At 71.8% G+C, this 13556-nt stretch carries 13 protein-coding genes; 4 read left to right on the top strand and 9 right to left on the bottom strand.

The window, feature by feature from the left end:
• Window positions 1-57 precede the first annotated feature (57 nt).
• Window positions 58-411: a DUF3499 domain-containing protein gene (locus HUT10_RS34420; RefSeq protein WP_033261311.1), complete on the bottom strand. Its 354-nt coding sequence runs from the start codon at window positions 409-411 to the stop codon at window positions 58-60.
• A 79-nt stretch (window positions 412-490) separates the two neighbouring features.
• Here HUT10_RS34420 and HUT10_RS34415 point away from each other — a divergent pair, with 79 nt between their 5' ends.
• The gene (locus tag HUT10_RS34415) at window positions 491-955 is read left to right on the top strand and encodes a metallopeptidase family protein (RefSeq protein WP_004559274.1); all 465 of its coding nucleotides are present in this window, start codon (window positions 491-493) and stop codon (window positions 953-955) included.
• A 542-nt stretch (window positions 956-1497) separates the two neighbouring features.
• Here the strand turns inward: HUT10_RS34415 and HUT10_RS34410 are convergent.
• Both HUT10_RS34410 and HUT10_RS34405 read right to left on the bottom strand, forming a co-directional pair.
• A complete protein-coding gene (locus tag HUT10_RS34410) occupies window positions 1498-4803 on the bottom strand; it encodes a glycosyltransferase family 2 protein (RefSeq protein ID WP_176178164.1) in 3306 nt (1101 codons plus the stop codon).
• 263 nt (window positions 4804-5066) lie between these two features.
• Window positions 5067-5354: a WhiB family transcriptional regulator gene (locus HUT10_RS34405; RefSeq protein ID WP_167379630.1), complete on the bottom strand. Its 288-nt coding sequence runs from the start codon at window positions 5352-5354 to the stop codon at window positions 5067-5069.
• Window positions 5355-5618: 264 nt separating this feature from the next.
• Here HUT10_RS34405 and HUT10_RS34400 point away from each other — a divergent pair, with 264 nt between their 5' ends.
• Window positions 5619-6380: a site-2 protease family protein gene (locus HUT10_RS34400; RefSeq protein WP_176178162.1), complete on the top strand. Its 762-nt coding sequence runs from the start codon at window positions 5619-5621 to the stop codon at window positions 6378-6380.
• Window positions 6381-6471: 91 nt separating this feature from the next.
• Here HUT10_RS34400 and HUT10_RS34395 read toward each other — a convergent pair whose 3' ends face one another.
• From HUT10_RS34395 to mshB, 4 genes are all read right to left on the bottom strand, one after another.
• Window positions 6472-7251: a hypothetical protein gene (locus tag HUT10_RS34395; protein ID WP_176174996.1), complete on the bottom strand. Its 780-nt coding sequence runs from the start codon at window positions 7249-7251 to the stop codon at window positions 6472-6474.
• A 77-nt stretch (window positions 7252-7328) separates the two neighbouring features.
• Complete coding sequence (locus tag HUT10_RS34390; RefSeq protein ID WP_176174995.1) at window positions 7329-8111, bottom strand: hypothetical protein; 783 nt, start codon at window positions 8109-8111, stop codon at window positions 7329-7331.
• Window positions 8104-8496, bottom strand: a complete 393-nt coding sequence (locus HUT10_RS34385; RefSeq protein ID WP_176174994.1) for a hypothetical protein — start codon at window positions 8494-8496, stop codon at window positions 8104-8106. The genes HUT10_RS34390 and HUT10_RS34385 overlap by 8 nt, the downstream gene beginning before the upstream one ends.
• A complete protein-coding gene (gene mshB / locus HUT10_RS34380) occupies window positions 8493-9335 on the bottom strand; it encodes an N-acetyl-1-D-myo-inositol-2-amino-2-deoxy-alpha-D-glucopyranoside deacetylase (RefSeq protein WP_176174993.1) in 843 nt (280 codons plus the stop codon). Before mshB ends, HUT10_RS34385 begins: the two co-directional genes overlap by 4 nt.
• A gap of 113 nt (window positions 9336-9448) precedes the next feature.
• Between mshB and HUT10_RS34375 the strand changes: the two genes are divergently transcribed.
• The gene (locus HUT10_RS34375) at window positions 9449-11230 is read left to right on the top strand and encodes an ABC transporter ATP-binding protein (protein WP_176174992.1); all 1782 of its coding nucleotides are present in this window, start codon (window positions 9449-9451) and stop codon (window positions 11228-11230) included.
• Window positions 11231-11293: 63 nt separating this feature from the next.
• Here the strand turns inward: HUT10_RS34375 and HUT10_RS34370 are convergent, their stop codons facing one another.
• On the bottom strand, window positions 11294-11983 hold the full coding sequence (locus HUT10_RS34370; protein WP_176174991.1) for an SDR family oxidoreductase: 690 nt from the start codon (window positions 11981-11983) through the stop codon (window positions 11294-11296).
• A 136-nt stretch (window positions 11984-12119) separates the two neighbouring features.
• Here HUT10_RS34370 and HUT10_RS34365 point away from each other — a divergent pair, with 136 nt between their 5' ends.
• The gene (locus HUT10_RS34365; protein WP_176174990.1) at window positions 12120-12491 is read left to right on the top strand and encodes a helix-turn-helix domain-containing protein; all 372 of its coding nucleotides are present in this window, start codon (window positions 12120-12122) and stop codon (window positions 12489-12491) included.
• A gap of 13 nt (window positions 12492-12504) precedes the next feature.
• Here HUT10_RS34365 and HUT10_RS34360 read toward each other — a convergent pair whose 3' ends face one another.
• Entirely contained in the window at window positions 12505-13521 is a 1017-nt protein-coding gene (locus tag HUT10_RS34360) for an ABC transporter permease (RefSeq protein WP_176174989.1), read from the bottom strand.
• Window positions 13522-13556 lie beyond the last annotated feature (35 nt).

Below are 13556 nucleotides of genomic sequence, written 5' to 3'. Positions count from 1 at the left end.
CCCGGCGCCCGCTGCGCCGCGCGGAAAGCCTACCGGCGGGGTGAGAGGGTTACGCGTTCAGGCGCGGCCGGGGAGGACCCGCAGGTGACCGCGGCGCCCGGACGGGCCCTCCGGTTCGGGCGCGGGAGCCGGTTTGTCGGAGCGCCCGGCCTCGCGAACGGCCTCGGCCAGCGCAGTGAGTTCGTCGGCCGACGGGTCCGGAGCGGCGAAGGCCCCCTCGTGGCGGACGACTTCCCAGCCCTTGGGGACGGTCAGCCGCAGCGCATGGGCTTCGCAGAGGTCGTACGAATGGGGTTCGGAGGCGGTGGCCAGCGGGCCGACGACGGCTGTGGAGTCGCTGTACGCATACGTCAGCGTGGCCACAGCTGGCTCGAGACAGCCAGTACGCGAACACTTCCGTACGCTCCGCACGAAACGAAACGATAGCGCGTCGCCGCAAGCCTGGAGGAGCGACACGCGCTGGGACGTGCGGACCGCATAGACTTCGGGCGTGGCGACGGCTCGTGATTACCGACAACGGCGGCGCTCGCGGCGGGACCGGCACGGCCGGGGCCTGCGCGGGACGCTGTATCCGGCAACCCTGCCCGCCGCCGCGAGCCGCGCGGAGAGGTTCGACGCACTGGTGCTGGACGCGCTCGAGCCGATCGAGGCCCGCTGGCGCCACGAGCTGACGAAGCTCGACGTGGCGGTCGACGACGTGCCGGAGGTCCGCGAGAACGGCCACTCGCCGGCGGACGGGGTGCTGCACGACGGCGCGGTACCGCTGTCGCGGCTGGTCCCGGCGGGCGTGGACCGGACGGGGCTGCCGACGCGGGCTCGGATCGTGCTGTACCGGCGGCCGCTGGAGGCGCGGGCGAAGGATCCGTCGGAGCTGGCCGAGCTGGTGCATGACGTGCTGGTGGAGCAGGTGGCGGGGTACCTGGGCGTGGAGCCGGACGTCATCGAAGGCGAGTAACGCCGGGGCCGCTGCGAACCGCCGGCCGAACCCCACAACGCAAACCGGCGGCCGAACGGACGGCGCGAACCGGCAGCCGGTAACGCAAGGCGACCAACCACCTCACCAGACCTCCCCCGCCCCTCATCCCTGCGATCCCTTCAGCCGGCGGTCGGGTTTGTCAAGGCACGCTTTCCCGCCTTGACAAACCCACCCGGCGGCTGAAAATCCCACCGGAGGGGCGGGGGAGGTCGGACCCGCTCCCGAGCCGCGGCAGAGCGAAACCACGGCAAAAGCAGAGACCGGCAGCAGAAGCCGCGAAACCAGGTCTGCCGCGGCAGAGCGAGAAGCTGCGGCTCTAAAGAAAAAAGCGTCCTCGCCGGACAGGCAGGCTCCGGGATGACCACAGCTAACGCTGCCACTCACGTCATGGAGTTGGGTCGCGAGGTGGTCATCCCGTCGCCTGATTGAGGCCTATCACTTTGAGCCGGGCCCGCAAGCTTGCGTAGTGACCCCACTTCGCGCTGTTGGTTGCGGGCCCGGCTCAAAGTGATTTGACGGCCTCAGGCGACGGGATGACCACCTCGCTTCTTTGATTTGCGCGCGTTTGTGGGTGGGACCGCCGTCAACAGGGTGAACAACACTGCTGCCAGCTGGGCCAGCAGGAGGAGATTGCGTTCCGTTCCCGGGTACTCCACCGTCACCTCCGATGGTGACTGCGGTACCGATACCGCCACCTGGTGGCCCCAGGCCGGCACGATCGGGACCGGCTTGCCTCCTACCGATGCCTTCCAGCCCGCCTCCTGCTCTGCCGCCAGCACCAGCAAGCGTCCCGTTGGGCCCTCCGATACCCGTACGCGTACGTCCGGCAGGTCCGCTCGGACCGGGGACACGCCCGGTGCGTTGCCCGGGGCTGGGCCTCCTGTCACCGCTGCTTTTGCCTGCTCCGGGGAGATCAAGATCACCTGGCCCGCCGGGGGCAGGAGCCGGAGCACTCCTCGGCCGTCGGATGTCGGGGCCGCCACCGACAACAGTTCCTTTGCCAGCGGTGGGTACGCCCTCGGGTCCACTCCGGGTGGCAACACGATGAACTGGACGCCCGCGGCCGCTGCGGCCGCCACTGCGCCCTGGACCGCCGGCGCGTCGCCTTGGCCGAGTGCGCGGCGCCACGCCGCCAAGCGGGCCGGGGTGCCCGGTGTCGGGGCCAGCTCGTCGTCGCCGTGGTGTGGGAGGCGGCCGGCTGTCTGGCGGGTTGCGTCCGGGGCCAGGTCGAGCACCGATCGGCCGGATGCCGTCAGCTCGGCCGTGACCTCCGGGGCGAGCGATGGCCGCTCCCCTGCCCGCAGTGGCCCCTGGGCACCCACCACGACCGCGCCCGCCGCCAGGGCCAGGAACACCGCCACCCCGGCCACCGCCATCACCTTCGGCAGCCACGTCGCCGGGACCGCGGCCGTGCCGCCGCGCTGCCACGATCCCAGCACGACCCACAGCAGCCCGGCGCCGATGATCAGCAGGGGCACGCCCGCGTAGCCGTGCGATGGCGCGCCGCCCTGCATCGGGACCGCCGTCACCACTCGGACCAGGACCAGCCCGCCCGCTCCCAGCGCCGCGAGCGCGAGCCCGCCGGCGGCCGGCTTCGTCGGCCGGACGACCATCGCCACCAGCGCCGCGGCGATCACGGCGACACCGATCGGCCACGCTCCCGGACCGCCGGGGTCGAGGCCGGCCAGGTCGGTGCCGGACACGGACGCGGCCGCGCCGCCGAGGCCCTGCACGAGCAGCTCCGGGTGCTTCAGCAGCACAGTCGGCCACGGCAGCAGCAGCGCCAGCGGCAGCAGCACGACGATCCCGACCGACGCGATCCGGCGCGCCAGCCCGGTCGGCGCCGGCAGCACGACGAACCCGATCAGCAGCCCGGCCAGCGCCAGGCCGTGCGCCAGCGGCGAGAACGCGCCGAGCAGCGCCACACCGAACGCCGACAGCGCGGACACGTGCAGCCAGCGCGTGTCCGCGTGCACGAGCAGCCCGGCGATGCCCGCGGCCACCAGCGGCAGCACCAGGTGCACCACGACGACGTCGAGCCGGCCCTGTGCCACGCCGGCGGTCGCGGCCGGCAGCAGCGCGTACGTCGCGGCGACGACCGCGCGGACCCAGCGGCGCACGCGAAGCCGCCGCGTCGCTGCGTACGCGCTCAGTGCCGCGAGCGGGATGTCGCCGATGAGGAGGATCGCCACCAGCGCGGCGGGACCGCCGATCGGCGCGAACAGCGCGCCGAGCGTGCCGAGCACCGGCACCGTGGCGGACGCGGGCGCGCCGGTGCCGCCCGCGATCGCGTGCCACGGCGTCAGGTACGACGTCCAGAGCTCCCCCAGGCCGCCCACCGGGAGCAGCTTGCCGCCGAAGAGGTCGAGGCCGAGCCGGGCGCGGTTGACGACCAGGCCGAGCGCGGTCAGCACGACCAGCAGGACCACCGGCGGCGCGAAGATCGTGGCCGCGAGGACCCGGCGGCGGTTCACCTCCACGAAGACGAGTTCCGGCTCTTCGGCCGGAGGGGTCTCGTCCGGGGCGGTGTCGTCGGGCACCGGGGCCGCCGGGGTTTCCGGCAGCGTGACGGCGACGAGCGTGCCCGGGCGGCGCAGCCCGGCCCCGCGCGAGCTGACCCCGCGCAGCGCGCCCGCGGGCAGCGCGTCGGGGCCGACCGGGCGGTTCTCGCGGGCGTCGAGCGCTTCCGGCGTCACCCACGCCGACTCGGTCTCGACGGTCTCGGGCACCCGGCCGAGCGCGACGTCGTTCTCGACGCCGCGGCGCACCAGGCCGACGACCCCGGCGCGGACGGCGTTGCGCAGCCGCGCCCAGCGGCCGGTGAAGAGCCCGCGAACCGTGCCCGGCCGCGGATTCCGCCGACGGCGGGCCCGCGCGGCGCGCAATCCGCCGCGTCCACTGAGGAGGTACGCGACGGCGGCGAACTCGGCCCGTGCTTCGCCGGTGCGGCGCAGCAGGACGAAGGCGAGCGCACGCAGCACCGCCAGCAGCGGGAGCCGGATCATGCCGAGCCAGAAGGAAAACGGCGAGCAGTTCACCAGGAACACGCGCAGCCCGTGGGCGCGGTTCGCGGCGGCCGGCGCACCGGGGAGGGCGTCCGCCGCGCGTTGCCCGGTGGTCACCGCGCGGGCGTGGCGCACCCGCGCGAGCGGCACGGACAGGACCACACCGCCGGCGGCGTTCGCGCGCCAGCCGAAGTCGAGATCCTCGCGCAGCAACGGGAAATCCGGGTCGAAGCCGCCGAGGGCGTCCCAGGCGTCGCGGCGCACGAGCGAGCCGGCGCTGGGCACGGCGAGCACCTCGACCGGGTCTTCGCCGGGCGTGGCGACCTGCTGGCGGTGGCCGGAGGCATCGGTGGACAGGCCGGCTTCGACGATCAGCCGCGGGTCGGTCCAGTCGAGCCCGAGCGAGCCGAGCACGGTGGCCGACGGTTCCTTCGTCGCCACGGCCAGGAGTTGTTCGAGGCAGTCGGGTTCCGGCGCGCAGTCGTCGTGCAGCAGCCACAGCCAGGAACCGGGGTCGCCCCAGCGCTCGGTGGCGTGCGCGACGGCTTCGGCGACCGCGGCCGCGAAGCCGGTTTCACTCGACAGTGTGATGACCCCGGAGAGCACGGGGGAAGAATCCGGCCCGGGGTCCTCGGCGGCGTCGGCGAGCAGCCGCGGGGTCGCGTCCGTGGAGCCGGTGTCGACGGCGAGCACGTGCCGGGGCCGGACGCTGCTGCGGCGCAACGCGGAAAGCGCCAGCGGCAGCCAGTTTTCGCCGTCGTGACAGACCACAATGGCCAGAACGGGCGCGGTGCGCGAGACGGGGGGCAACGAACGCTCCAGATCAGGCGGTGAGTCGGTCCGGCCACCCTACGGCCCCGCCTCAGCACCCGACGGTGAACCCACGCCGTGTCCACGAAGCGGAATCGCCGGTGATGCAAGCATCACCGGCGATTCGCCCGAAAGCCATTACGCGAGTTCACCGCAAACCCGGCCACGCGCCGGGGGTCCGGGGGCTTGCCCCCGGGCGGGGTCTGGGGGTTGCACCCCCAGAAGACACTGAAACGAGCGGTCATGGTCCGCGCGTTCCGCGGACACACCTCTCCCTAGATAGCTCGTTTCTTCAGCTTGCGGCGCTCCCGCTCGGACAGACCGCCCCAGATGCCGAAGCGTTCGTCGTGGGCCAGCGCGTACTCAAGGCACTCGTCCTTGACCTCGCAGCCCAGGCAGATCCGCTTGGCTTCCCTGGTCGAGCCGCCCTTCTCGGGGAAGAACGCCTCCGGGTCCGTCTGCGCGCACAGGGCGCGTTCCTGCCAATCCTGCTCTTCTTCGGTGGCATCGATGAGCTCGGTGAGATCTCCCAGAGCCTGCTCCGGGATCTCGCCCCAACTCATGACGTGCCCCCATTCCTTCCCATCGGCTTCCAACCGCACGTCCGCCTCCTCGCTCCCTAGCACTCCCCAGGCTGGCGGTGGTGAAACGACACTCGCCGTCCCCTCTCGGCGGCGAATGACATCACTGTGATTACACCCGTGTAGTGCGGTCAGGTCAAGCGGAGTAGCGAGTTCGGGGGACGTTCCGGCCCGATCGCGCAAGGGGACACGCCGGTAACTTCACACCGGGCATACGGAAGACTGGAGGACGTGCAGAAGTCAGCAGTGCGCCCCAGCCCGGTCTTCCTCGGCATCCTCGCGCTCACCGTCGCCGGTGGCGCCATGGCCGCGTTCGGTGACATCAACACCGTTTTCGTCCGCGACCGCGACCCGCTGCTCATCGCGGGCGTGGTGATCTTCGTCGCCGCCGGCTGGGTGGCGTCGCTGTCGCTGCACGAGTTCGGGCACGCGATGGTCGCCTACCGCGGCGGTGACTACAGCGTCGCCCACAAGGGTTACCTGACGCTGGACGTCCGGAAGTACACCGATCCGGTGCTGTCGATCATCCTGCCGTTGGTCTTCCTCATCATCGGCGGCATCCCGCTGCCGGGCGGCGCGGTCTGGATCAACCGCGGCGCGCTGCGCTCGCGCGGGACGTCGTCGTGGGTGTCGCTGGCCGGGCCGCTGAGCAACCTCGCGGTCGGTGCGGCGCTGGCGCTGGTGGTGGCGCTGGTCCCGATGGCGGGTGGCCTGGTGATCGCGATGTCCTACCTGGCACTGCTGCAGGTGGTGACGTTCCTCCTCAACATCCTCCCGATCCCCGGCCTCGACGGCTGGGGCGCGATCGAGCCGTACCTGCCCCCGCAGGCGCGCGAGTTCGGCGCGCGGGTCCGCCCGTGGGCGCCGATCATCCTGTTCGCGCTGCTGTGGTTCTTCCGCCCGGCGAACGCCGCCCTGTGGGACGGCGCCTACGCCATCTTCAACGCCTTCGGCGGGTACGTGGACGGCGCGAAGATCGGCTTCAGCGTGTTCCAGTTCTGGAACTGAGGTTTGGCGGCGGCACCGCGCGGGAATGACCAGCGCGGTGCCGTGGTGAAGGGCGCGCACGCGGTGGGCCACCGCGTGCGCGCTGTCACGTTCAGCGCGCGGCCGTGGCCGGCGGTGCGTGCTCGGTCAGCCAGACGTGGGCGCGCTGCCAGGCTTCCTGCAGTCCCGCCCGTTCGCTCAGGTAGCTGCCCGCGACGCCGACGACCGGCACCTTGCCGATCGCGCGGTGCAGCAACCGCCCGCGTGGCCGCTTTTCGAGCGCCTCGGTGAGCTCGCGCAGGCTCCGGCCGAGCCGCCACAGCGTGCCCGCGGCGGCACCGACGGTCGCCTTGCCGTGTTTCCGTGCCGCCGCGGCGAGGTCTTCGGTGAGCCGGGCGGTGGCCCCGGCTTCGGCGGTTTCGTCGCGGCCCGCGGCGAGCCCGGGCGGGATGTCGCGGCCGAACAGCACCCAGGCGATCAGCCGCACGCGGGTGCCGACGTCGGTGACGCCGTACTCCCCGGCGATGGCGCACAGCAGCAGTCCTTGCGACGCCGCGCCGACGGTGTCCTGCACCGGCACCCGGTCGGCGAGCGCGCCCCCGAGGCCGGGCACCGCGGTCAGCACCGCCGCGAAGCGGCCGACACGGTTCATCCACCAGCTCGACCGGTCGTGGCCGCTCATCCGCGCCCACGCGTCCGTGCCGGGCACCTTCACCGAAGTCACCCCGTTGACGAGCTTCGCCTTCAGGCCGGACTCGACGCCGGCCAGGCCCTCCGCACCCTGCGCCTGCAGCCCGAACGGATCGGCGTCCCGCAGCGAGTCGAGCACCGGCCCGCAGGCCCGCACGAACGGCCGCAGCACGGCCACGATCTGCCCGTCGGAGATGGTCACGGTTGTCTTCCTCCCGGCCGCCGGAACCGGCGCCGGTGCGCCGGGCGTGGCCAGAGTCGGCGCCGCGACCGCCGTTGTTACGCGGCCCGGTGCTCGGTCAGCCAGACGTGGGCGCGCTTCCACACGACGCGCAGCCCCGACCGCTCACCGAGGTAGTCCCCCGCCGCCCCGACCACCGGCAGCATGCCGAGCGCCCGGTGGAAGAGGTTGCCGCGCGGCCGCTTCTCCAGCTCCCCGGTGATCCCGAGCAAGCCCCGGCCGAGCCGCCACAGGGTCCGGCCGGCCGCCTTCACCGTGGCCTTTCCGTGCTTCCTCTCCGACGCCCGCAGTTCCTCGGTCAATTTCGCCGCTTCATCCGCCTCCGCGGCTTCGTCGTGCTCCGCGTGCCTACCCGCCGCGAGATCCGGGTCGATGTCGCGTTCGAAGAGGACGGACGCGATGAGCCGCACGCGCGTGCCGACGTCGGTCACCCCGTACTCGCCCGCGATCGCGCACAACAGCAGGCCCTGGGAGGCCGCGCCGAGGGTGTCCTGGACCGGCAGGCGGTCGGCCAGTGCGCCGCCGAGGCCCGGGATCGACGTCAGCAGCGCCGTGAAGCGCCCCACGCGGTTCATCCACCAGCTCGACCGGTCGTAGCCGGTCATCCGGGCCCACGCCGCGGTGCCCGGGACCTTGACCGACGTCACCCCGTGGATCAGCTTCGCTTTCAGCCCGGATTCGACCTCGGCCATGTCCTCGGCGGCCCGCGCCTGCAGGCCGAACGGGTCGGACTCGCGCAGCGCGTCCAGCATCGGCCCGCACGCACGCACGAACGGCCGCAGCACCGCCACGACCTGCCGGTCGGAGATCGCCTCAGCCACGTCCCGGTCCCCTTCCCGCCGTCCGGCGCGGTGCGCCGCCCAGCACCATCGCGCCCGGCAGCGCGCTCGCGCCGAGCAACAGCAACGCCCGCCAGTCCTGGATCAGCACCAGGTCACCGCCCGGGCCCAGCAGGCCGACCCCGAACACGACGAGCACCCACACGGCGAGGGGTACCCAGGAAAGGGCGGGCCGCACCAGCTTCGCCGTCGTCCACACCAGCCACGGCGTGGTGACGGCGCCCACCAGTACCGTCACCGGCACCGGGACCACGCCGATCCGCAGCGGCAGGAAGAACAGCTCGAGCAGGGCGAACAGCACCGTGTCGGCGACGAGCAGCGCGAGCAGCAGCCGTTGCTCGAGCGTCAGCCGCTCCGCCACCGTCACAGCCCGCCGAACAGGTCGTCCGCCGCGCCCTCGGCCGGGCCGTGGGCCAGCACGAAGCAGTCCTTCACGGGGATCGGCTGGGCGATCTCGTTGGTCAGCGCGAAGTACGGGACGGCGCCGTCGACCACGGCCAGCTGCGTCGCGTGCGCGCGCAGGGCCGCCAGCTTCGCCGGGACGTACTCGGTGACGTCGACCACGGTGGTGATCTCCTCGTCGGGCGTCGCGGGGAGCTCGTCGTCGTCCGGGACGCGGTAGCGGGCCTCTCCGGCACGCAGCGCGGCCAGCCCGGCACGGACCGCGCTCCGCGACGTCACCGTGTGGAACACCCGCTGGACCGACCCGGCTCCGGCGGCGGCCGCCATCGTGATGTCGTGGGCGCGGATGTGGTCGGGGTGGCCGTAGCCGCCGAAGGCGTCGTAGGTGACGACGACCTGGGGCCGGACCTCGTCGAGGACCTCCGCCAGCTGCGCGGCCTGCTCCTCGGCGCTGCCACCGGTGAACGCCCGCGGGTGTGACGCCGACGGCGTGCCCGCCATGCCCGAGTCCCGCCACCGGCCGATCCCGCCCAGGAAACGGTGCCGCGAAACCCCCAGCGCGGCGCAGGCGGCCTCCAGCTCGGCGACGCGGTAGCCGCCCAGCTGGTCGGCGGCCCAGGCGCCCAGCCCGGCCAGCTCCGGCAGGCCGGCCATGATCTCGCCCTCTTCGCCGAGTGTGCAGGTCACCACGGTCACGTCGGCGCCCTCGGCGGCGTATCGTGCAATCGAGGCGCCGGTGGTGATGCTTTCGTCGTCGGGATGGGCGTGGACGAACAGCAGCCGTCGGGATACCGGGGAGATCACGGGTTGAGCGTAATTCCCGTGCTCCGACCTTCGTCGGGGACACCCTCGGTTATCCTCGCGCGAGTCGCGACCGCCGCGTCGCGACCGTCTGTACCCCCACGAAGGGCATCTTGGTGAGCACTGAAGCAACTTCGGCGGACGTCGCCGGCGTGTCCGGGTCCGTTCTGTCGATCTCGGACCTCAGCGTGTCGTTCCAGACCGAGGACGGCGTCGTCGACGCCGTCAAGGGCATCGGGTTCGACGTGCAGCCCGGCGAGATCGTGGCCGTGGTCGGGGAGTCCGGGTCCGGCAAGTCCGTCACGTCGATGTCGGTGCTGGGCCTGCTGCCCAAGACCAGCCGGATCGCCGGTGAGCTGCGCCTCGGCGAGCGCAACCTGGCGGACCTCAAAGAGAAGGACATGCAGAAGATCCGCGGCAACCAGGTCGCGATGATCTTCCAGGAGCCGATGACGGCGCTGAACCCGGTCTACACGGTCGGGTGGCAGCTGCGCGAGGCCCTGCGTTCGCACCTCGACATCGCCAAGGACGCCGCGGACAAGCGGGCGGTCGAGCTGCTCGACATGGTCGGCATCCCGAACCCCGACCAGCGGTTCAAGCAGTACCCGCACCAGCTCTCAGGCGGTCTGCGCCAGCGCGTCGTCATCGCCATGGCGATCGCGTGCGACCCGAAGGTGATCATCGCCGACGAGCCGACCACGGCGCTCGACGTCACGGTCCAGGCCGAGATCCTGGGCCTGCTGCGCAAGCTGCGCGACACCCTCGACACGGCGATCGTGCTGATCACCCACGACATGGGCGTCGTCGCCGACATGGCCGACCGCGTGATCGTGATGTACCAGGGCGAGATCGTCGAAGAGGCGCCGGTGCGCGAGCTGTTCGCGTCGCCGAAGGAGGACTACACCCGGCGGCTGCTGGCCGCGGTGCCGGTCCTGGGGCAGCGTCCCGAGGGCCGCCGCCTGCTCGACGACACCGGGATCGCCACCGACAGCACCGAGGCGGCCAAGATCGCCGAGGAGATCCGGCTGGCCGACGCCGAGCTGGAGGCCGTGATCGAGGAGGCCGCGCCGGCCCTGGAGATCAAGAACCTGGTGCTCGAGTACCCCGGCCGCCGCGGCCAGGGCAAGAACCGCGCGGTCGACGACGTCTCGCTGACCATCGCCAAGGGCGAGATCGTCGGCCTGGTCGGCGAGTCCGGTTCGGGCAAGTCGACGGTCGGCCGCTGCGCGATCCGCCTGCTCGACCCGACCGAGGGCACGGTGTCCATCGCGGGCAAGGACATCACGAAGATGTCGGCGAAGGAGCTTCGCCCGCTTCGCCGGTACTTCTCGATCGTGTTCCAGGACCCGGCGTCGACGCTGGACCCGAAGATGACGATCGGCGAGTCGATCGCCGAGCCGATGGTGCTGCACAAGGTGCTGTCCGGCAAGGAGCTGTCGGCCCGGGTGCGTTCGCTGCTCGACAAGGTCGAGCTGGGCGGGCACTACATGAACCGCTACCCGCACGAGCTGTCCGGCGGCCAGCGCCAGCGCGTCGCGATCGCCCGCGCGCTGTCCCTCGACCCGGCGCTGCTGATCGCGGACGAGCCGACGTCGGCGCTGGACGTGTCGGTGCAGGCCCGCGTGCTGGACCTGTTCCTCGACCTGCAGCAGTCGCTGCAGTTCGCGTGCCTGTTCATCAGCCACGACCTGGCGGTGGTCGACCTGCTGGCCGACCGCGTCGCGGTGATGCAGCACGGCAAGCTGGTCGAGGTCGGCACGCGTGACCAGGTGCTGCACTCGCCGCAGCAGGAGTACACGAAGCGCCTGCTGTCGGCAGCGCCGGTCGCGGACCCGGTGCTGCAGGCCGAGCGCCGCGCGGCCTGGGAGGCCGGCAAGCTCGCTCCCGTCGCCGACTGACCTACGGACGCTGAAGGGCCCCACCCGAAATGCCGGGTGGGGCCCTTCGCTGTGCCAGGGTGTTCAGCTCCCGGCGACGAGGGCGCGGAACGCCTCGAGGTCACCGATGACCTCTTCGGCACGGTCTCGCCGGCGGTACAGGCCGTAGTAGCGGGCACCGATCACGTCGGGGTCGGCAACCTCGTCGCCGGGAATGACACCGGACGCGATCGTCACCGTTGCCACGTGGATCCCCTGCGGTCGCAGTTCGGCGTGCAGGGCGTGCGCCCAGTTGCGCAAGCCCGCCATGGCCAGGCCCACGTTGGCCAGGAACGGCGCGGCGATCGTGGAGGACACGCCCGTGGTCAGCAGCAGTGTCCCCTCGCCGCGGGCACGCATGCCCGGCAACACCTGTCCCACGGCCGTCACCGCACCCAGCACGTGCAGCTCGAACTGCTCGGTGGCGGACGCGACCGTGGTCTGCGCGGCGTGGGTGATCGCGCCGGTCGGGCTGGGGCTGTACTCCAGCACATCGACGGGCCCCAGCGCCTGCCGGGCCGCGGCGAGGGCCTCGGTCAGCGCGGCACGATCACGGATGTCGGCAGGAAACGCCGCAGCGGTCACCCCGAGTTCGGCCAGCTCGCCGACCAGACCGTCGAGCGTGTCCTTGTTCCGGGCGATCAGCCCGACCTGGAAGCCCTGCCGGCCGAACGCGCGGGCCACGCCCATCCCCAGACCAGGTCCGGCACCGACGACGACAAGGGTCTTCGCCACCCCAGCTCCCCTCCGGCCACGCGGTCCCCAGCCCACCGCGAGTGGTTACTCTTTGTTCGCAGCACCATGATTTGTCACTAGGCTGTCGCCGGCAAGACGGCACATTCATGTCGGTGACGCACACGGAGGTAACCCCTTGGCGACAGGCGCCGACAGTCCCGAGGCGTGCCGGGAGGTGCTGCAGATCCTCGCCCTGATCGGCGACAAGTGGACGATCCTGGTCATCGGGCAGCTGCGCGACCGGACGCTGCGCTTCAGCGAACTGCACCGCGCGGTCACCGGCATCTCCCAGCGCATGCTCACCTTGACCCTGCGGCAGCTCGAACGCGACGGCCTGCTCGTCCGCACCGTGTACCCCAGCGTGCCCCCGCGCGTCGAGTACACCCTCACCCCGCTGGGCACCACCCTGCTGGACGCCGCCACGGCCCTCAGCGAATGGGCCAGCACGCACCGCCACGAGATCCACGACAACCGGCACCGCTACGACACCAGCCGCTCGCCCGGGTGATCAGGCGGGCATCTCAGCCGACGCGGATGCGGGGGTCCAGGATGCCGTACAGGAGGTCGGCGACCAGGTTCGCGATCACCACGCTCGCCGCGATCACCACCAGCCAGCCCATCAGGACCTGGGGGTCGTTCTTGTTCACCGCCTCCACCAGCAGGGTGCCCATGCCGTGCCAGTTGAACACCGTCTCGGTGATGATCGCGCCCGTCACGGTGGCGCCGAAGTTGACCGAAAACAACGTCATCACCGGGATCAGCGCGTTGCGGAACGCGTGCCGCCAGATCACGCGGCTGTTCGACACGCCCTTGGCACGCGCTGTCCGCACGAAGTCGGCACCGAGGACCTCCAGCATCGACGCGCGCTGGAACCGGCTGTACGCGGCGAACGTGATCGCCATGATCGACAGCGTCGGCAGCAGGAACGCGCCGACGTACTTCGCGAGGGCGTCACCCACTCCGGTGGCCGAGAGGCTCTCCGGGCTCGTCGTGCGCAGCCACGGGTCACCCAGGACGTCGGACAGGCCCAGGTCGCGGACCCAGCCGTTGGCGCGGATCGCGTAACCCTTGAGGACGATCGCCACGCAGAAGATCGGCATCGAGAACATCAGGAACGCCAGCGTCGTCGCCAGGTAGTCCCAGATCGAGTACTGCTTCACCGCCGCCAGGACACCGACCAGGACGCCGAAGACCAGTGCCAGCACCGACGCGGTCAGCACCAGCTCCAGCGTCACCTTGAACGCGGCCATCACCTTCGGCTGGACCGGGGTGAAGGCGTTGCCCTGCGCGATCGAGATGCCCCAGTCGCCGGTCAGGAAGTGGCCGAGCCAGCTGAAGTAGCGGGCGATGACGCTCTGGTCCAGGCCCAGCTTGTGCTCGGTGTCGGCGATCGCCGAGGCGCTGATGCCCGGCTTGCTGCGCAGCTCGCCCAGCGGGTCGCCGGTGTTGGCCACCATCACGAAGCAGAGGAACGTGCCCACCAGCAGGACCGGGACGGAGATGGCCAGCCGTCGGAACACGTAGAGCACGAGATTCATCCGAAACCCCCAGGTCCGGCGATCCGCGCGGGAAA

Origin of the sequence: Amycolatopsis sp. Hca4, assembly GCF_013364075.1 — a bacterium.
In the GTDB taxonomy this organism is placed as follows: Bacteria; Actinomycetota; Actinomycetes; order Mycobacteriales; family Pseudonocardiaceae; genus Amycolatopsis.
The sequence above is the reverse complement of the archived record's forward strand: the minus strand, read 5'-3'. Positions and strand labels throughout refer to the sequence as shown.